An 18360-nucleotide genomic window follows, 5' to 3' on the forward strand; every position below is an offset into this window, starting at 1 on the left:
AACGTCGTGAAACCGTCTCGCCGAGCGGGCTATCAGCTATGAACGTCGCGCTGTCACCCGACGAGATCGCCCGCGCCTGCGCGGAGGCGATGTGGCGGGAAGACGACGCGAGCAAGGGCCTCGGCATGGAAATTGTCGAGGTCAAGCCGGGGCAGGCGACGCTGACGATGACGGTGCAGCCGCACATGGTCAACGGCCAGCGCATCGCCCATGGCGGCTTCATTTTTCTCCTCGCCGATTCCACCTTCGCCTTTGCCTGTAATTCCCGCAATGAGCGCGCGGTCGCTGCGCAATGCGATATCGCCTTCATCCGGCCAGGCAAGCTCGGCGACGTGCTGGTCGCGACCGCGCGGGAAGTTTCGCGCAACGGTCGCTCCGGGATCTATGACGTCCGCGTCACATCGGGCGATGTCGTGATTGCGGAGTTCCGCGGTCATTCCCGCACCGTCGCCGGGACGTGGCTGCCGGCCGCGGACGAAGAGACCAAACAAAAATAGCAAGCGAGAGGAACACGCCATGGCCATGGCAAGATTGAAATCCAGCGGAAGCGGTTACAGCGCTGAATTGGATGAGGCCGAGCGCGCCTCGCGCGACGAGATCATGGCGCTACAGACCAAGCGCCTCGCCTGGTCGCTCCGGCACGCCTACGACAATGTCACGCATTACAGGAAGGCATTTGACGCGGCCGGCGTGCATCCCTCCGATTTCAAGCAGCTCTCCGATCTCACGAAATTCCCATTCACGGCGAAGACCGACCTCCGCGACAATTATCCCTTCAGCATGTTCGCCGTGCCGCGCGAAAAGCTGGTCCGCGTCCACGCGTCCTCGGGCACAACGGGCAAGCCGATCGTGGTCGGCTATACGCAAAGCGATATCGATATCTGGTCGGAGGTGATGGCGCGCTCGATCCGTGCCGCCGGCGGCCGCACCGGCATGATCATTCACAATGCCTACGGCTACGGCCTGTTCACCGGCGGACTCGGCGTGCACTACGGCGCGGAAAAACTCGGCTGCACCGTGGTGCCGGTCTCCGGCGGCATGACCGAACGTCAGGTGCAACTGATCAACGATTTCAAGCCCGACATCATCACGGTGACGCCGAGCTACATGCTGGCTATCTCGGACGAGTTCAAGCGGCAGGGGCTCGACCCGCGTCAGTCATCGTTGAAGTTCGGCATCTTCGGCGCCGAGCCCTGGACTAATGCGATGCGCGCCGAGATCGAGCAGACTTTCGACATGGACGCGACCGACATTTACGGGCTATCGGAAGTGATCGGCCCCGGCGTGGCGCAGGAATGCGTTGAGACGAAGGACGGCCTGCATATCTGGGAGGATCATTTCTATCCCGAGGTGATCGACCCCGAGACCGGCGCGGTGTTGCCGGACGGCGAGAAGGGCGAACTGGTATTCACCTCGCTGACCAAGCAGGGCTTCCCGATCATCCGCTACCGCACCCGTGACCTGACGCGGCTGTTGCCGGGCACCGCGCGCCCGGGCATGCGGCGCATGGAGAAGGTCACCGGCCGCTCCGACGACATGATCATCCTGCGCGGCGTCAACGTGTTCCCGACCCAGATCGAGGAAGCGTTGCTGGCGACCGACTGGTGCAGCGGCCATTTCATCATCGAACTGACGCGCGAAGGGCGCATGGACGAGATGACCGTGCTCGCCGAAGCGCGTCCCGAAAGCTGGGACGGTAGCGGCTTGCAGCCGCACGCCGAAAAGGTCGCGCTCTTCATCAAGAACACCATCGGCATCACCGCGCGCATCAAGGCAGTGGCGCCGGAAACGCTGGAACGTTCTCTCGGCAAGGCGAAACGTGTTTACGACAAGCGGCCGAAAGGGTAACTCCTGCTCAGAAGCCGAGCGGGAATCTCTAATGTCAGTTGCCGAAAATTCCGATGTTGGACCTGTCACGGTGCAGGCCCGCTGCGTCCGCCTGCCGGCAAAAGTCGCCGACGCTGCCTCCCTTGCGCCTGTCATCGAAATGCAGGCGCTGTCGCGTGCCGACAACGAGTTGCTGATCGAGGTCAAGGCGGCGGCGGTCAATCCGTCTGATGTGAAGGCCGCCACCGGGCTTATGCCCTATGCGGTATTTCCGCGCACGCCGGGCCGCGACTATGCGGGTGTTGTCATCGACGGACCGGACGGTTGGATCGGGCGCGAGGTGTTCGGCTCTTCCGGCGATCTCGGTATTCGCCGGGACGGCACGCACGCTACGCATCTCGCGGTCGAAGCCGACGCCGTGGTGGAGAAGCCCAAGGGCATTTCATGGGAAGAGGCGGCCGGCGTCGGCGTGCCCTTCGTCACCGCGATGGAAGGCTTGCGCCGAGCCGGCGTTCCGAAGGCGGGCGAGACCTTGCTGGTCATGGGCGTCAACGGCAAGGTCGGGCAGGCGGCGGTGCAGATCGCGAGCTGGCACGGCGCGCGGGTGATCGGCGTGGTGCGCAAGAACGAGCCCTACGAAGGCCACGCCAATTCAAAGGTAGAAGTCATCGACGCTTCGGCAACCGATGTCGCGGCGCGCGCGCGCGAACTCACCGGCGGCAAGGGCGCCGACATCGTGTTCAACACGGTCGGCGATCCCTATTTCCAGGCCGCACACCAATCGCTGGCGGTGCGCGGGCGGCAGATCCTGATCGCTGCGATCGACCGCATCGTGCAGTTCAATATTTTGGAATTCTATCGCGGCCAGCACACCTATGTCGGCATCGACACCCTCGGCCTGTCGTCAACCGCGACCGGCGCGGTGCTGCGGGAACTCGGCCCCGGCTTCGCCAGCGGGCATCTCAAGCCGTTCCCGATCAAGCCGGCCGCGATCTATCCGCTGGAACAGGCCCGCGCTGCCTTCATCGCGGTCGCCGGCTCGTCGCGCGACCGGGTGATCCTGCGGCCTTGAAGCAGGCATTCGCTGCAGGCGCGGGATTCCTCCAATTCTTTCATGGGGAATAAATCTGCCGTACGCCGCCCGCGCGTAATGATTTCATTCCGCCGTGACCGATCCCGGCGGGCGATTCATTCTTCGCATCGTTGCGGCGTGGACGCGCGCACGTTTCCAACATATTAGCAACTGCTGAAATGGCTTCCTATTTGAGCGGCAACCGCTGCATCGGCCGCGCGGGAACAGGGAAACACCAGTGCTGGACAGTGCCAATATCGTCGTCATCAGCGGATTGCTGATCGGTCTCGTCTATGGATCGGTCGGATTGTTGAGCGGATTTTGCTTGCTCAGCAGCCTCAGAGGTTTTTGGGCTGAAGGCGATGGCCGGCTGGTGCGCACCTATGCGCTGGCGATCGGCGTCGCGGTGGTCATGACGCAGTTGCTGGCTGCAGGCGGCCTCGTCGATATCGGCAAGTCGATCTATCTGCAGCCGTCATTCTCCGCGCCCGTGATGTTCTTCGGCGGACTGTTGTTCGGTTACGGCATGGTGTTGTCGAACGGCTGCGGCTCGCGCGCGCTGGTGCTGCTCGGGCGCGGCAATCTCCGCTCCTTCGTGGTGGTGGTCGTGCTGGCGATCTTCGCCCAGATGACGCTGAAGGGCCTGATCGCCCCGTCGCGCATCGCGATGGTCGGGGCGTCGCAGACCACGGCCACGGCGAATTCGGTGCCGGCCTTGTTTGCCGCTGCAGGCCTGAGCGCAACAGCCGCGCGCATGCTGGCCGCCTCGGTCATCTCGGCAGCGCTGATCATTTTTGCCTTTGCGCATCCCGCTTTCCGGCGATCGCCGGGCCAGATCGCCGCGGGTCTCGTCATCGGCCTCCTGGTGGCGGCGGGCTGGTTTGCCACCGGCTATCTCGGCGCCGACGATTTCAATCCCATGCCGGTGACCTCGCTCACCTTCATCGCGCCGATCGCGGACGCGCTTCAATATGTCATGCTGTCGACGGGCTCGACGCTCAATTTCGGCATCGTCACCGTGTTCGGCGTGTTCGCCGGCAGCCTCGTGACGGCGCTGTTGACCGGACGCTTTCAACTCGAAGGCTATCAGTCGCCGCGTCACATGCTGCGCTCCGGCAGTGGTGCCGCGCTGATGGGCATCGGTGGCGTCATGGCGTTCGGCTGCTCGATCGGGCAGGGGTTGACGGGGTTTTCCACGCTGGCGCTTGCTTCGCTGATTGCCTTCGCCGGCATCCTCGTCGGCACCGCCGCTGGTCTCCGCGGCGCGCTGCGGGTTCGGCCGCTGGCGGCCGCTTGATTCTTCTCCCTCGCCCGCTCTTCGCGGGGGAGAGGTTGTTTCGTCACTCCGCCGCCCTCGTCACGATCCGTATCTCCGACGTCAGCGTCCGGTGCACCGGGCATTTGTCCGCAATCTCCATCAGCCGCGTGCGCTGATTGGCGTCGAGGGCGCCTTCAATCGAGATCACCCGGTCGATCTGATCCAGCATGCCCTCGCGCGTCTCGCATTCGGCGCAATCCGTTGCGTGAATCTTGCTGTGCTTCAGCGTCACGGTGACGCGGTCCAGCGGCAGCGATTTGCGATCGGCATACATCCGCATCGTCATCGACGTGCAGGCGCCAAGGCCTGCGAGCAGGAAATCATACGGTCCCGGCCCGCTGTCCTGGCCGCCTGCGGCAACGGGCTCATCCGCCACCATCTGATGGGGACCTGTGGCGACGATCTGCTGGAATTTGCTGTTGCGGGTTTCACGCACCACGACGTTGCGTGGCGCCTCGCTCGCGGCAGAAGCAGGCTGCGCCGCGGCGGGCTCGATATAGCGCTCGGCCCACGCGGCGATGACGCCGGCGACATAGGCGCCGTCCCGTTTGCTGCTCAGCAGGTGATCCGCGCCCGACAGCGAGACAAAGCTCTTGGGATGTTTGGCGGCAACGAAAATCTTCGTGGCGTTGTCGATGCCGACCGTGTCGTCGGTCGGCGAATGCATGATCAACAGCGCCTTGTGAAGGTCTGCGATCCGCGCCGCCAGGCTATGTTCGGCGATGTCGTCGAGGAACTCGCGCTTGATGTGAAACGGCCGCCCGGCGAGCTGGACCTCCACCGTGCCGTGCGTGCGGATGTCGTCGAGGCGATCCCTGAAGAGATGCGTGACATGCACGGGATCGGAGGGGGCGGCAATCGTAACGACCGCCTTCGCCTCCGGGATTTGTCCGGCGGCAGCGAGGATCGCGGCGCCACCCAGGCTATGGCCGATCAGGATCGCGGGCGCCGTGCGGGTCTCGCGCAAATGATCGGCGGCGTGGACGAGATCGGCAACGTTCGAGGAGAAGGTCGAGTTGGCGAATTCGCCCTCGCTGGAGCCGAGCCCGGTGAAATCAAACCGCAACACCGCGATGCCTTTTGCGGTGAGCGCCGTCGCAATGCGTTTCGCGGCCAGCACGTCCTTGCCGCAGGTGAAGCAATGCGCAAACAGCGCGTAGGCCTGCACCGGTCCGTCAGGCATATCGAGGGCAGCGGCAAGCTGATGGCCGCCTTCGCCGGTGAATTGAAAGCGCTCGCTCGGCATGGCTGTTCTCCCTCCGACTTGTCTTCAATCGCCTGAATAGCGCTGCTCGGCCCACGGATCGCCGCGGTTGTGATAGCCGCGTACTTCCCAATAGCCCGGCTCATTCTCATCGGTCATGTGAAGGGCCCCTCATCGGCAAGCGCGCCTGGTTTACTTCGGCGCCCTCGGATCGATCGGCGTCGTGCCGCGCACGCCCAGAATATCCTCCAGCACCTTGGCTCCGGCGAGCAATTGCGCCTCGCCGCGCGGCGGCGCGACCACCTGCAGCCCAACCGGAAGGCCCGAGGCCGTGAAGCCGCACGGCAACGACAGCGCAGGACAGCACACCAGCGTGATCGCGTAGACGATGCCGAGCCATTCGACGTAATTGTCGAACTGCTTGCCGGCGCATTCGGCGACATAGCGGTGCTCGACCGGGAAGGGCGGCACGATCGTGGCGGGGGCGAGCAATAGATCGTACTTTTCGAAAAATTCCAGCGTGCGCGCGGTCATCGCGACGCGCTGCGCCTCGGCGCGTTCGAGCTGTTCGACCGTCAGCTTCAGGCCTTCCTCGATATTCCAGATCACCTCGGGCTTGAGCAGGTCGCGTTTCGTGCGCAGCAGCGCCGCCTTGGAAAGCGCGAAGTCGAATGCGCGCAGCACATGGAAGCATTCATGAGCCTCGCGCAAATCGGGATGGGCCTCTTCGACGATGACCCCTAGCTCCGCAAAGCGCTGCGCCGCCTTGCGGGTGACGGCGGCGACTTCCGCGTCGACCGGCGTGATGCCGAGATCAGGCGAATAGGCAACGCGCTTCGGCTTGCTGCCAGAACGTGCGGCGGACAGAAACGATGTCGGCAACACAGGCAGCGACAAGGGGTCGGCCGGATGCTCGCCGCTCATGGCGTCGAGCAAAAGCGCGACGTCTTCGACATTGCGTGCCATCGGGCCCTGGACGCCGAGATTGCGATCGATGGCAGCGATTGGCGTATGCGCGACGCGGCCGATGCTCGGCCGCAATCCGACGATGCCGCAGAAGCTCGCGGGATTGCGTAAGCTACCGCCCATATCGGAGCCGTGCGCCAGCCAGGCCGTGCCGGTCGCGAGCGCGACCGCCGCGCCTCCCGAGGAGCCGGCGGCGGAGCGTGACGTGTCGAAAGGGTTGCGCGTCGGACCGAACACCTCGTTGAAGGTGTTGGCGCCGGCACCGAATTCCGGCGTGTTCGACTTGGCGTAGATCACGCCGCCATTGTTTTCGAGATGCTCGACCAGAATATCCGACTTCGCCGGAATGTTGTCCCTGTAGATCGGCGAGCCCTGCGTGGTCAGGACGCCGGCGACATTGGTGAGGTCCTTGATCGGGATCGGAAGACCGGCGAGCAGGCCGCGTTCGGCGACGGGCTTCTGCATCAGAGCGGTGGCGTGCTTGCGGGCGCGGTCGAAGCACAGCGTCGGCAGCGCATTGACCTTGCCGTCGACCTCGGCGATGCGCCTTTCCAGCACGTCGAGCAGGTCGAGCGGGGTGACTTCGCCCGATTTCAGCTTGCCGACAACGGCAACCGCCGTCTCACGCACCAGCCCCTGATCAGCCACTTCGATACTCCTGCGTCAGTTTTCTCGATCGCAGATCGTGCTGTAGAACATTTTCCGGCAAAGTGGAAACGCATGGAAGTAGTGGCCGACCGAAGATAATGCATGACGGCGCAGGAGCGCGACCTAACCCCACCCCGCCGTATAGCCGCCATCCACGGTGTAAATCACCCCCGACGTATATCCCGAGCGATCCGACGCCAGGAACGCCATGAGGTCGCCGATCTCGCGCGCATGCGCGGGGCGGCCGAGCGGCATGTTCTTCTGGAATTCCTTGTAGCGGTTCTCGTCGCCAAACTGGTTCTTCGCCCGCGTCTTCAGGAGCGTCACATGGCGGTCAGTGCCGACGGGACCGGGATTGATGCCGACCACGCGGATATTGTCGGCGAGGCTTTTTCCTCCAAGCGCGCGGGTGAATGCCATCAGCGCCGCGTTGCCGGCGCTGCCGCAGATGTAATTGGCGTCGAACTTTTCGCCGGCAGCGCCAATGTCGTTGACGATGACGCCGCCACCACGCGCCTTCATCTGCGCGTAGATCGCGCGGGTGAGGTTGATGTAGCCGAACACCTTCAGCTCCCAGGCGTGGCGCCATGTCGCCTCGTCGATCTTGTCGATCGAGCCGCCGGGGATGTCGCCGGCATTGTTGACGAGAATGTCGATATCGGCTGCTTCCTTGGCGAGCCTTGCGATGTCCTCGCCCTTGCGCAAGTCGACGACATGGGCGGTCGCGCCGATCTGATGCGCCGAGCGCAGCCGCTCGGTCAGCGCTTTCAACTGCTCGCCGCTGCGGGCGGCCAGCATGACGTCGCAGCCTTCTTCGGCAAAGGCTTCGGCCGCGGCCGCACCGATGCCCTTGGAGGCGCCGGTGATCAGGACGCGCTTGCCGCGGAGATGCAGGTCCATGGGATTCTCGTGTGGTGAGAGGAGGGTGGAAGACGGTCAGCGAAATTGGTAAGCGGCGGGCGCCGTCTCGGTCAACATTGCAGTGCAGCGTTGCGCGGCAGGCAGGATTGGTCCATTGCAAGACAATCGAATAACCGGCATTAGCGGCCGGGCAAGACAACAAGGAAACTCTCGATGAGCAGCGCCAAAAAGCAGTATCGGATCGCGGTCATTCCCGGTGACGGCATCGGCAAGGAAGTGATCCCCGAAGGCCTGCGCGTGCTGGAGGCGGCGGCGAAAAAACACGGCATTTCCGTGCATTTCGATCATTTCGATTTCGCGTCCTGGGACTATTACGAAAAGCACGGCGAGATGATGCCGGAGGACTGGAAGGTTAGAATCGGCAAGCATGATGCGATCTATTTCGGCGCGGTCGGCTGGCCTGCGAAAATCCCCGATCACGTTTCGCTGTGGGGCTCGCTGATCAAGTTCCGGCGCGAGTTCGACCAGTACGTCAATCTGCGCCCGGTGCGCCTGATGCCCGGCGTGCCGTCGCCTCTCGCCAACCGCAAGCCTGGCGATATCGATTTCTGGGTGGTGCGCGAGAACACCGAGGGCGAGTATTCCTCCGTCGGCGGCCGCATGTTCCCAGATACCGACCGTGAATTCGTCACGCAGCAGACCGTGATGACGCGCACTGGCGTCGACCGCATCCTGAGATTCGCGTTCGATCTGGCGCAATCGCGGCCGAAAAGGCATCTGACCTCGGCGACCAAGTCCAACGGCATCTCGATCACGATGCCCTATTGGGACGAGCGCGTGGAGGCGATGGCGAAGAAATATCCGGGCGTGAAGTGGGACAAGTACCACATCGATATATTGACCGCGAATTTCGTGCTGCATCCGGACTGGTTCGACGTCGTGGTCGGCTCGAACTTGTTCGGCGACATCCTCTCCGATCTCGGCCCCGCCTGCACCGGCACCATCGGCATCGCGCCATCCGGCAACATCAACCCGGAAGGCAATTTCCCGTCCGTGTTCGAGCCGGTCCACGGCTCGGCGCCAGATATTGCCGGGCAGGGGATTGCCAATCCCATCGGCATGATCTGGTCGGGTGCGATGATGCTGGAGCATCTCGGCGAGAAGCAGGCGGCGGAGTCCATCGTCGGCGCCATCGAGCGCACGCTGGGCGAGCGCACCCTGCGCACGCGCGATCTCGGCGGCAACGCGGATACGGTGGCGTGCGGCAAAGCGGTCGCGGAGATGGTGGATTGATTTCGCAGGGTGGGCTAAGCGAAGCGTGCCCACCGTTCGGCGTGATGGTTGGTCGATAGATGGTGGGCACGGCGCAAGAGCGCCTTTGCCCACCCTACCAATCTGCCGTCGTCCCTGCGAACGCGGGGACCCATAACCACAACCGTTCGTTATTTGTATCGGCTGTTGCTCCAGCACGGCGCCACATAGCCATCGGTGGTTATGGGTCCCGGGTCGCGCTTCGCTTGCCCGGGACGACGGAGCGAGTTCACTTTCTCACAATCCTTCGGCAATGCTCCCACGCGGCGCGCATCAGGTTCTCGCTCGCTTCCGGCGTGCGGAACGCCGAATGCGCCGACAGCGTCACGTTCGACAGTTTGGTCAGCGGATGATCCGCCGGCAGCGGTTCGATGTTGAAGACGTCGAGGCCGGCATGGCGGATCTGGCCCGATTTCAGCGCCTCGATCATCGCTTCCTCGTCGACGATGGCGCCGCGCGCGGTGTTGATCAGGATGACGCCGGGCTTCATCGCCTCGATGCAGGCGCGCGAGATCAATCCACGCGTTTCGTCGTTGAGCAGGAGGTGGATCGAGACGACGTCGCTCTCGGTCAAGAGTTCGTCGAGATCGACGAACTCGACTTTCGGATGCTTCTTCGGCGATCGGTTCCAGGCGACGACGCGCATGCCCGAGCCGATCGCGATCCGCGCCACTTCCGCGGCGATGCCGCCAAAGCCGATCAGGCCGAGCGTCTTGCCGGTCAGTTGCATGCCGTCGTCGCGCAGCCAATTGCCGGCGCGGATACCGCGATCCATTTTCGCAAGTCCGCGCGCGCCTTCCCACATCAGCGCAACAGCGCATTCGGCGACCGCGGTGTCGCCATAGCCCTTGATCAGGTGCACCTGGATCCCGAGTTCGGCGAGCTCTTCCGGATTCATGTAGCTGCGTGCGCCGGTGCCGAGAAACACCACGTGCTTCAGTCCCGTGCATTTCTTCGCGATATCGGTCGGCAGCGCGGTGTGATCGACGATCGCGATCTCGGCGCCGTCGAGGATCCCAGGATATTGATCCGAGGTGATATCGGGATCCCGGTGGATCAGCACCTCGGGATCGCCGGGGTTCTGAAGCCGCTCAAAGATCACGGCCAGCGATTCATTGGCGTCGACGAAAACTCCGCGCACGGCATTCCCCCGTTTTCTTGGTTTGATATCAGGACGCGACGCCGGCCAGCGCCAGCACGGTATGCATCAGCACGTTGGCGCCCGCCGCGCAATCGGCTTGCGTGGCGTCCTCGAGCTCGTTGTGGCTGATGCCGTCCTTGCAGGGCACGAACACCATGGCGGCCGGCATCACGGTGTTGAGGTTGCAGGCATCATGGCCGGCACCGGAGGTGATGCGGCGATGCGAATAGCCGAGCATTTTTGCGGCGTTCTCCACCGCGTCCACCAGCTTGGGATCGAAATGGGTCGGCGGCTTGCGCCAGATCAGGTCGAACTGGACATCGACCTTGCGCCGCGCCGCGATCTCGGCGATCGCCGCGCGCAAATCCGTGTCCAGCGCGTCCATGATGGCAGCATCGGCGCTGCGGCAATCCACCGTGAAGGCGATCTCGCCGGGAATGACGTTACGCGAGGGATTGGCGATCACGGCTTCGCCGACGGTTCCAACGGCCTTCGGCCCGTGCTTCTTGGCGATTGCTTCCATCGCCAGCACGATTTCCGACAGCGTCGCCAGCGCGTCGCGGCGCAGCGGCATCGGCGTCGAGCCGGCATGGCTCTCGAAGCCGGTGATCTTGCCGTCATACCATAGAACTCCCTGCCCGGAATCGACCACGCCGATGGTCTTGTTCTCGGCCTCCAGGATCGGCCCCTGTTCGATATGCAGCTCGACGAAGCCAGAGAATTTTTGGCGACCCACCGGCGCGTCACCGCGATAGCCGATGCTATCAAGCGCCTCCGCCACCGTGACGCCCTCGGCGTCCTTGCGCGACAGAATGTCGTTGGTGGTGAAATCGCCGACGTATGCGGCGGAAGCCATCATCGCCGGCGCGAACCGCGAGCCTTCCTCGTTGGTCCAGTTGCAGATGCAGATCGGCGTTTCGGTCTCGATGCCCGCATCGTTGAGCGTACGAACCACTTCCAGCGCCGCCAGCGTGCCGAGCACGCCGTCATATTTTCCGCCGGTCGGTTGGGTGTCGAGATGCGAGCCGAGCCCGACCGGCGCTTTCGACATGTCGCGTCCCTTGCGCAGGCCGAACATCGAGCCGAGCGCATCGACATGCACTTCGAGCCCGGCGGCCTCGCACCGCTCGCGGAACCAGTCGCGTACCTGCTTGTCTTCAGGCCCGAGCGTCAGCCGCCGCACGCCGCCTTTCGGTGTCGCGCCGAATTTGGCGGTTTCGTGAATCGTGCCCCACAGGCGGGCAGAATCGATTTGCAGGTTGGAAGCGATCTTGGTCATGCACTGTTCCGGATGGTCTGCTGGCAGGCGGCGCGCTTGTTCATTCTTGTTCGGTTGTTTTCAATGACGCGCCTGCGGCGGCGCGTCAACAATGACGCCTCCTCGCGCCAGGCTGGCCGCAAGTTCGACCACGCGCTCCACCGCGACCGTGTCGGGGGAGGCGAGCCAGCTTGCCGAAAACGTCAGCGGCGCCAACTGCAGATTGGTCGACAGCAATTGCAGCCGCCCGTTTGCCATGTCGTCCTCGACGATCGCGGTCGGTATCAGGGCGATACCGAGACCTTCGATCGCCATGTGGATAACGGTTGCGAGCGAGGCGCTGGCATGCAGCCGTATCGGCGGCAGGTCAGGGCGGTTGAACAGGGAGCGCACGATTTCATAGGGCTGGGTACGGCGCGAAAACGTGATGATGGGGAACTTCGCCAGATCGTGCAGCGTCAGTTCCTGTTTGCCGAGGCCGAGCGAGGGGCTGGCCGTAAAGCCCACCGGATAATCGCACAGTGCCCGGTTGTTGACCATTGGCGCCGTCAGCGGGCCGAGCACGAAGGCGAGTTCGATCTCCTGCGCCAACAGCCGGTTGCGCAAATTCGAGGTGATGTCGACCTCGATCTCGAGCGAGAGGTTGGGGTAGGCGTAGTTGACGCTCTTGATCAGTTGCGGCAGCCAGGTGTGCACGATGGTTTCGGCGACACCGAGCCGCAGCACGCCGCGCATCGCCGAGCGATCCCCGACCACCGCGAGCATTTCCGAGCGCAGCCCGATCAGCTTCTCGGCATAGACCATCAATTGCCGTCCGCTCGGCGTCGGCAGCACCATGCGACGGTCGCGCTGGAGAAGTTTAACGCCGACTTCGCGTTCGAGCTGGGCGATCCGCTGCGAGATTGCGGGCTGCGTGGTGTTGAGCTTCTGGGCGGCGCCGCGGAAGCTGCCAAGCGTCACCACCCACATGAAAGTCTCAATTGCCTTGAAATCAGTCATGCACCCTCAACCCGCAGCTTGATAATTAATGTTTATCGAACTTGATTAGAAAAGACGATTAGACATTATCATAGCCATATGCGGGAGTAGATGTCGATAAGAATGGAAGCGGGGACAACGATGACCGGCTTGGCGAGGACGGAAACTACGGGCCGCGATAGGCCAGACTTATCGCCCAGCGTGGCAGCCCGGCATGCGTGCCGCAACGGCATGGCATCATCGACCGCCGGTGTCGCCAACGGCTTCGTCCAAGGCAACCTCGCGATACTGCCGGAAAAGCTCGCGAGCGCGTTTCACCGGTTCTGCCAGCTCAATCCCAAGCCGTGCCCCATCATCGGCATGTCCGATGTCGGCGACCCCCGCATTCCCGCGCTCGGCGTCGATCTCGACATCCGCACCGACCTGCCGCGTTACCGCGTCTGGCGCGACGGCGAGGTGGTGGAAGAGCCCACCGACATCATGGCGCATTGGCGCGACGATCTCATCGCCTTCGTCATCGGATGTTCATTCTCGTTCGAGGAGGCGCTTCTGGCGGAGGGCCTGCCGATCCGCCACATCGAGCGCAAGGTTCGCGTGCCGATGTATCGCACCAATATCGCGTGCAGCCCGGCGGGCCCGTTCGCAGGTCCCATGGTGGTGTCGATGCGGCCGTTCAAGCCGGCCGATGCGATCCGCGCGGTGCAGGTCACCTCACGCTTTCCCGCCGTGCACGGCGCGCCCGTGCATCTCGGCCATCCACAGTCGATCGGCATCGCCGACATCAACAAGCCCGACTACGGCGATCCAGTGCCGGTCGGGCCGGACGAAATTCCGGTGTTCTGGGCGTGCGGTGTCACGCCGCAATCGGTGATCCAGGCCGCGAAGCTGCCGTTCGCGATTACGCATGCGCCGGGACTGATGCTGGTGACCGATCTCATGAACAAGCAGCTTGCCGTGCTTTGATGCAGCCCGTGCTGCTCATTGAGGCTTTACCGCACCCTTCGCCCGTTTCATCGATAGTTGCCGACCCACAAAGGATATCGCCATGAACATCACGCGCCGTAACGTCTTGCTTGGAGCTACTGCTGCCGCTGCGCTCGGCCCGATTGCCGCGCGCGCCCAAACGTCCGAAGTGGTGATCGGCGTGATCTATCCGTTCTCCGGCGCCAGTGCGCAGATGGGCGTCGACGCGCAGAAGTCGTTCGAGACTGCGCTCGACATCATCAACAAGAACCACGATTTCGATTTGCCGCTGGCGAAGGGCGAGGGATTGCCCGGCCTCGGCGGCGCCAAGATCCGCCTCGTCTTCGCCGATCATCAGGCCGACCCGCAGAAGGGCCGCGCCGAGACCGAGCGCCTGATCACCCAGGAAAAAGTCTGCGCCGTCATCGGCACCTATCAGAGCGCGGTTGCCGTCACCGTCAGCCAGATCTGCGAGCGTTACCAGGTCCCGTTCATCTCGGCGGACAATTCCTCGCCGAGCCTGCACAAGCGCGGCCTCAAATTCTATTTCCGCGCAGCTCCCCATGACGAGATGTTCTCGGCCGCGATGTTCAACTTCTTCGATGCGATGAAGAAGAAGGGCACCAAGATCGACACGCTGGCGCTGTTCCATGAGGACACCATTTTCGGCACCGACTCCGCCAACACCCAGCTCAAGCTGGCCTCCGAGCGTGGCTACAAAGTCATCTCCGACATCAAGTACCGCTCCAACTCGCCGTCATTGTCGGCGGAAGTACAGCAGCTCAAGACGGCGAATGCCGACGTGCTGATGCCCTCGAGCTACACCACCGACGGCATCTTGCTGGTCAAGACCATGGCCGAGCTCGGCTACAAGCCGAACGCGATCGTGGCGCAGAACGCCGGCTTCTCCGAAAAGGCGCTGTATGATGCGGTCGGCGACAAGCTCGAAGGCGTGATCTCGCGCGGCAGCTTCTCGCTCGATCTCGCTGCCAAGCGGCCGATGGTCGGCAAGGTCAACGCCATGTTCAAGGAGAAGTCGGGCAAGGATTTTAACGACCTCACCTCGCGCCAGTTCATGGGGCTGTTGGTGATGGCCGACGCCATCAACCGCGCCAAGTCGACCGACGGCGAGAAGATCCGCGAGGCGCTGGTCGCCACCGACATTCCGGGCGAGCAGACCATCATGCCCTGGAAGCGCGTCAAGTTCGACGAGCTGGGCCAAAACAACGACGCCGACCCGGTGCTGCTGCAATATATCGGCGGCAAGTTCGTCACCATCTTCCCGTCGCAGGCCGCCATCGCCGAAGCCGTCTGGCCGATGAAATAGGCGCGGCGCTGGGGGCGGGAGGGGACATGACAGGGACCAGTATTGAGATACTGTCGCCTCTCGTCATTGCGAGGAGCGCAGCGACGAAGCAATCCATCGTGCCGCACGAAGAAAGAATGGATTGCTTCGCTTCGCTCGCAATGACGGGCGGCGAGAGCAATGCCTCCGTTCTGGAGCAACAACCATGACCGCCGAAACCATCATTCAAAGCCTGGCGAGCGGCCTGCTCATGGGCCTGCTTTACGGCCTTATCGCCGTCGGCCTCGCGCTGATCTTCGGGCTGATGGACGTCGTGAACTTCGCCCATGGCGAGTTCCTGATGATCGCGATGTACGCGACGTTCTTCCTGTTCGTGTTCTTTGCGGTCGATCCCTTGCTGTCGGCGCCGCTGGTCGCCGCCGCCCTGTTCGTGTTCGGGGCCGTCGTCTATCTATTGATTGTGCGCTTTGCGGTGCGCGCGAAAGCCAATGCCGGCATGGTGCAGATCTTCTCGACATTCGGTTTGGCCATCGTCATGCGCGGCCTGGCGCAATACTTCTTCACGCCGGACTATCGCAGCGTCACCCATTCCTGGCTCGGCGGCAAAACTGTCTCGATCGCCGGGATCTACCTGCCGGTGCCGCAATTGGTCGGGGCGCTGGTGGCAATCGCCGCCTTTGGCGCGCTCTATCTCTTCATCAATCGCACCGATTTCGGCCGCGCGCTGGAAGCGACCCGCGAGGATGCCGGTGCGGTGGCGCTGGTCGGCATCGACAAGAACAAGGTGTTTGCGCTGGGCTGGGGCCTCGGCGCGGCGCTGGTGGGCCTCGCCGGCGCGGTCATGGCGATCTTCTTCTACATCTACCCTGACGTTGGCGCCTCGTTCGCTCTGATCGCCTATGTCACGGTGGCGCTCGGCGGCTTCGGCAGCGTGTTCGGCGCCTTCGCCGGCGGCATCATCGTCGGCCTCGTCGAGGCCACGACCGCCATGTTGCTGCCGCCGTCGCTCAAGGCGGTCGGCATCTATGCCGTCTATCTCCTTGTGGTCTTTGTCCGGCCGCGCGGCCTGTTCGGATCGATGTGATGGATACCGCTTTCGCAGAACGCCGCCGCCGCGACCTCATCGTCGCCGTTTTTCTCGCCGCGATTGCGGCCACCGTCCCGCTGTTCGTCAAAGACGTCTACGTCCAGAACATCATGGTGCTGACGCTGATGTGGGGTGCGCTGTCGCAAAGCTGGAACATCCTTTCCGGCTATTGCGGGCAGATCTCGCTCGGCCACGCGCTCTATTTCGGGCTTGGCGCCTATACCACCGCGCTGCTGTTCACCAAATTCGGGGTGCTGCCATGGTTCGGCATGCTCGGCGGCGGGGTGATCTCCGCGCTGATTGCGATGGCGCTGGGCTATCCCTGTTTCCGGCTGCGCGGACATTACTTCGTCATCGCCACCATCGTCATTGCCGAAATCGGGCTGCTGCTGTTCCACAACTGGGATTGGGCTGGTGCTGCGATGGGCATCGAAATTCCAGCACGTGGCGATAGCTGGCTGAAATTCCAGTTCCCGCGCAGCAAGCTGCCATATTTTTACTTCGCGCTGGCGCTGGCTTGCGTCGCCTGGTTCGTTACCTGGTGGCTGGAAGATTCCAAGTGGGGCTATTGGTGGCGCGCGGTGAAGGACAATCCGGAAGCCGCTGAAAGCCTCGGCGTGGTCGTGTTCAATTCCAAGATGGGCGCGGCGGCGGTATCGGCATTCCTGGTCGCAGTCGGCGGCAGCTTCTATGCGCAGTTCGTCTACTTTATCGATCCCGAGAGCGTCATGGGCTTTCAGTTCTCGCTGCTGATGGCGTTGCCAGCGGTGCTCGGCGGCATCGGCACGCTGTGGGGGCCGATGCTGGGCGCTGTCATCCTGATCCCGCTCACCGAATTGACGCGCTCCTATGTCGGTGGGTCCGGCCGCGGTGTCGACCTGATCGTCTATGGCGGCCTGATCATTGCGATCTCGCTGGCGCGGCCGCAGGGGCTGATCGGCCTGTTCTCGTTCAAAGGCCTTGCAGGGCTGTTTGCGCCCAAGCGCAAGGAGGCTGTCCGATGACGCCTCTTCTGGAAACCCGCGGCGTCTGGCAACGTTTTGGCGGCCTGATCGCCAACAGCGACGTGTCGATTTCGGTCGGACGCGGCGAGATCGTCGGCCTGATCGGCCCGAACGGCGCCGGCAAGTCGACGCTGTTCAACCTGATCGCGGGCGTGCTGCCGCCGACCCAAGGCTCGATCATCTTTGACGGCGAGGATGTCACCGCGCTACCGGCGGCGGAGCGCTGCCAGCGCGGCATCGGCCGCACCTTTCAGGTCGTGAAAAGTTTTGAGACCATGACCGTGATCGACAACGTCATCGTCGGCGCGCTGGTCCGTACCACCGTGATGCGCGATGCGCGGCGCAAGGCGCATGAGGTGCTGGAATTCTGTGGCCTTGGCCCGCGCGCTAACGTGCTCGCCAGCGATCTGGTCCCGTCCGAAAAGCGCCGGCTCGAAGTCGCCCGTGCGCTCGCGACCGAACCAAAATTGCTGCTGCTGGATGAGGTGCTCACCGGCCTGACGCCGGTCGAGGCCAAGACCGGCGTCGAACTGGTGCGCAAGGTGCGCGACACCGGCGTCACCGTGCTGATGGTCGAGCATGTCATGGAAATCGTGATGCCGTTGGTCGACCGCGCGATCGTGCTCGATCTCGGCAAGGTGCTGGTCGAGGGCAAGCCTGCTGACGTGGTTCGCGACCCGAAAGTCATCACCGCCTATCTGGGGGATCGTCATGCTGTCGGTGCATGAAGTCACCACCGCCTATCAGGGACTGGTCGCGATCTCGGCAGTCTCGATCGAGGTAGCAAAGGGCGAAATCGTTTGCGTCGCTGGCGCCAACGGCGCCGGCAAGTCGACGTTGCTGAAATCGATTGCGGGCGCCGAGCGGCCTCGCTCCGGCACCGTAACGTTCGACGGCACCCGTATCGACGGCATGGCGCAGCACATCATCACCTCGCGCGGCATCGCCTATGTGCCGGAAAACCGCCGGCTGTTTCCGCGCCTCTCGGTGCGCGACAACTTAAGGCTCGGCAGTTATCTTTTTCGTAGCCAGTCCGATCGCGAGGCACCGCTCGATCTCGTCTTCAAGCTGTTTCCCCGCCTCTCGGAGCGCCTCGAGCAGCGCGCCGAAACGCTAAGCGGCGGCGAGCAGCAGATGCTGGCCATCGGCCGCGCGCTGATGACGCGCCCGCGGCTACTCATGCTGGATGAGCCGTCGCAGGGCATCATGCCAAAGCTGGTCGATGAAATCTTCCAGGCCGTGAAACGCATCCGCGACGCCGGCATGACCGTGCTGATCGTCGAACAGCGCATGTCCGAATGCCTGGAAATCGCCGACCGCGCCTATATCCTGCAAACCGGCCGCGTGCTGATGCAGGGCAGCGCCGCCGAGATCAGCGTCAATCCCGATGTGCGGAAGGCGTATCTGGGATTGTGA

Annotated in this window: 17 protein-coding genes and 1 pseudogene; 11 read left to right on the forward strand and 7 right to left on the reverse strand. The window is 63.4% G+C overall.

The features are described from left to right. Nucleotides 1-38: 38 nt before the first annotated feature. The 4 genes from paaI (at nt 39) to V1290_RS30205 (ending at nt 4196) form a co-directional block, all read left to right on the forward strand. Entirely contained in the window at nt 39-497 is a 459-nt protein-coding gene (gene paaI, locus V1290_RS30190) for a hydroxyphenylacetyl-CoA thioesterase PaaI (RefSeq protein WP_334367746.1), read from the forward strand. A gap of 19 nt (nt 498-516) precedes the next feature. Further along, nucleotides 517-1848 (forward strand): phenylacetate--CoA ligase PaaK, encoded by a 1332-nt coding sequence (gene paaK / locus V1290_RS30195; protein WP_334367747.1) that lies wholly within the window; start codon nt 517-519, stop codon nt 1846-1848. Nucleotides 1849-1879: 31 nt separating this feature from the next. Further along, complete coding sequence (locus tag V1290_RS30200) at nt 1880-2899, forward strand: quinone oxidoreductase family protein (protein WP_334367748.1); 1020 nt, start codon at nt 1880-1882, stop codon at nt 2897-2899. A 238-nt stretch (nt 2900-3137) separates the two neighbouring features. After that, nucleotides 3138-4196, forward strand: coding sequence for a YeeE/YedE family protein (locus V1290_RS30205; RefSeq protein WP_334367749.1), 1059 nt, complete (start codon nt 3138-3140; stop codon nt 4194-4196). A 43-nt stretch (nt 4197-4239) separates the two neighbouring features. Here the strand turns inward: V1290_RS30205 and V1290_RS30210 are convergent, their stop codons facing one another. The 4 genes and pseudogenes from V1290_RS30210 to V1290_RS30225 form a co-directional block, all read right to left on the reverse strand. Then, a complete protein-coding gene (locus V1290_RS30210; protein WP_334367750.1) occupies nt 4240-5463 on the reverse strand; it encodes a bifunctional alpha/beta hydrolase/OsmC family protein in 1224 nt (407 codons plus the stop codon). Between the two features lie 24 nt (nt 5464-5487). Further along, a pseudogene (locus tag V1290_RS30215) lies at nt 5488-5568 on the reverse strand (sulfite oxidase-like oxidoreductase); the annotation flags it as partial. Nucleotides 5569-5613: 45 nt separating this feature from the next. Then, entirely contained in the window at nt 5614-7035 is a 1422-nt protein-coding gene (locus V1290_RS30220) for an amidase (RefSeq protein ID WP_334367751.1), read from the reverse strand. 123 nt (nt 7036-7158) lie between these two features. Further along, nucleotides 7159-7935, reverse strand: coding sequence for an SDR family oxidoreductase (locus tag V1290_RS30225; protein ID WP_334367752.1), 777 nt, complete (start codon nt 7933-7935; stop codon nt 7159-7161). Nucleotides 7936-8109: 174 nt separating this feature from the next. On the opposite strand from V1290_RS30225, the gene V1290_RS30230 reads away from it, so the two are divergent. Next, the gene (locus V1290_RS30230) at nt 8110-9189 is read left to right on the forward strand and encodes a tartrate dehydrogenase (RefSeq protein WP_334367753.1); all 1080 of its coding nucleotides are present in this window, start codon (nt 8110-8112) and stop codon (nt 9187-9189) included. A 247-nt stretch (nt 9190-9436) separates the two neighbouring features. On the opposite strand, the gene V1290_RS30235 is transcribed toward V1290_RS30230, so the two are convergent. Genes V1290_RS30235 through V1290_RS30245 form a run of 3 tightly spaced genes read right to left on the reverse strand, consistent with a single transcriptional unit; the run spans nt 9437 to nt 12605 of the window. Beyond that, a complete protein-coding gene (locus V1290_RS30235) occupies nt 9437-10348 on the reverse strand; it encodes an NAD(P)-dependent oxidoreductase (RefSeq protein WP_334367754.1) in 912 nt (303 codons plus the stop codon). Nucleotides 10349-10376: 28 nt separating this feature from the next. After that, on the reverse strand, nt 10377-11627 hold the full coding sequence (locus V1290_RS30240; RefSeq protein WP_334367755.1) for a Zn-dependent hydrolase: 1251 nt from the start codon (nt 11625-11627) through the stop codon (nt 10377-10379). 60 nt (nt 11628-11687) lie between these two features. Further along, a complete protein-coding gene (locus tag V1290_RS30245; RefSeq protein WP_213290339.1) occupies nt 11688-12605 on the reverse strand; it encodes a LysR family transcriptional regulator in 918 nt (305 codons plus the stop codon). Nucleotides 12606-12725: 120 nt separating this feature from the next. Here V1290_RS30245 and V1290_RS30250 point away from each other — a divergent pair, with 120 nt between their 5' ends. The 6 genes from V1290_RS30250 (at nt 12726) to V1290_RS30275 (ending at nt 18360) form a co-directional block, all read left to right on the forward strand. After that, nucleotides 12726-13547, forward strand: a complete 822-nt coding sequence (locus V1290_RS30250) for a putative hydro-lyase (RefSeq protein WP_334367756.1) — start codon at nt 12726-12728, stop codon at nt 13545-13547. A gap of 82 nt (nt 13548-13629) precedes the next feature. Further along, entirely contained in the window at nt 13630-14874 is a 1245-nt protein-coding gene (locus V1290_RS30255; RefSeq protein WP_334367757.1) for an ABC transporter substrate-binding protein, read from the forward strand. Nucleotides 14875-15058: 184 nt separating this feature from the next. Then, the gene (locus V1290_RS30260; RefSeq protein WP_334367758.1) at nt 15059-15937 is read left to right on the forward strand and encodes a branched-chain amino acid ABC transporter permease; all 879 of its coding nucleotides are present in this window, start codon (nt 15059-15061) and stop codon (nt 15935-15937) included. Next, nucleotides 15937-16944, forward strand: a complete 1008-nt coding sequence (locus V1290_RS30265; protein ID WP_334367759.1) for a branched-chain amino acid ABC transporter permease — start codon at nt 15937-15939, stop codon at nt 16942-16944. The genes V1290_RS30260 and V1290_RS30265 overlap by 1 nt, the downstream gene beginning before the upstream one ends. After that, complete coding sequence (locus V1290_RS30270; protein ID WP_065744076.1) at nt 16941-17672, forward strand: ABC transporter ATP-binding protein; 732 nt, start codon at nt 16941-16943, stop codon at nt 17670-17672. The genes V1290_RS30265 and V1290_RS30270 overlap by 4 nt, the downstream gene beginning before the upstream one ends. Continuing rightward, complete coding sequence (locus V1290_RS30275) at nt 17656-18360, forward strand: ABC transporter ATP-binding protein (protein ID WP_334367760.1); 705 nt, start codon at nt 17656-17658, stop codon at nt 18358-18360. Before V1290_RS30270 ends, V1290_RS30275 begins: the two co-directional genes overlap by 17 nt.

The sequence above is a fragment of the Bradyrhizobium sp. AZCC 1578 genome (genome assembly GCF_036924675.1).
Classification (GTDB): Bacteria; Pseudomonadota; Alphaproteobacteria; order Rhizobiales; family Xanthobacteraceae; genus Bradyrhizobium.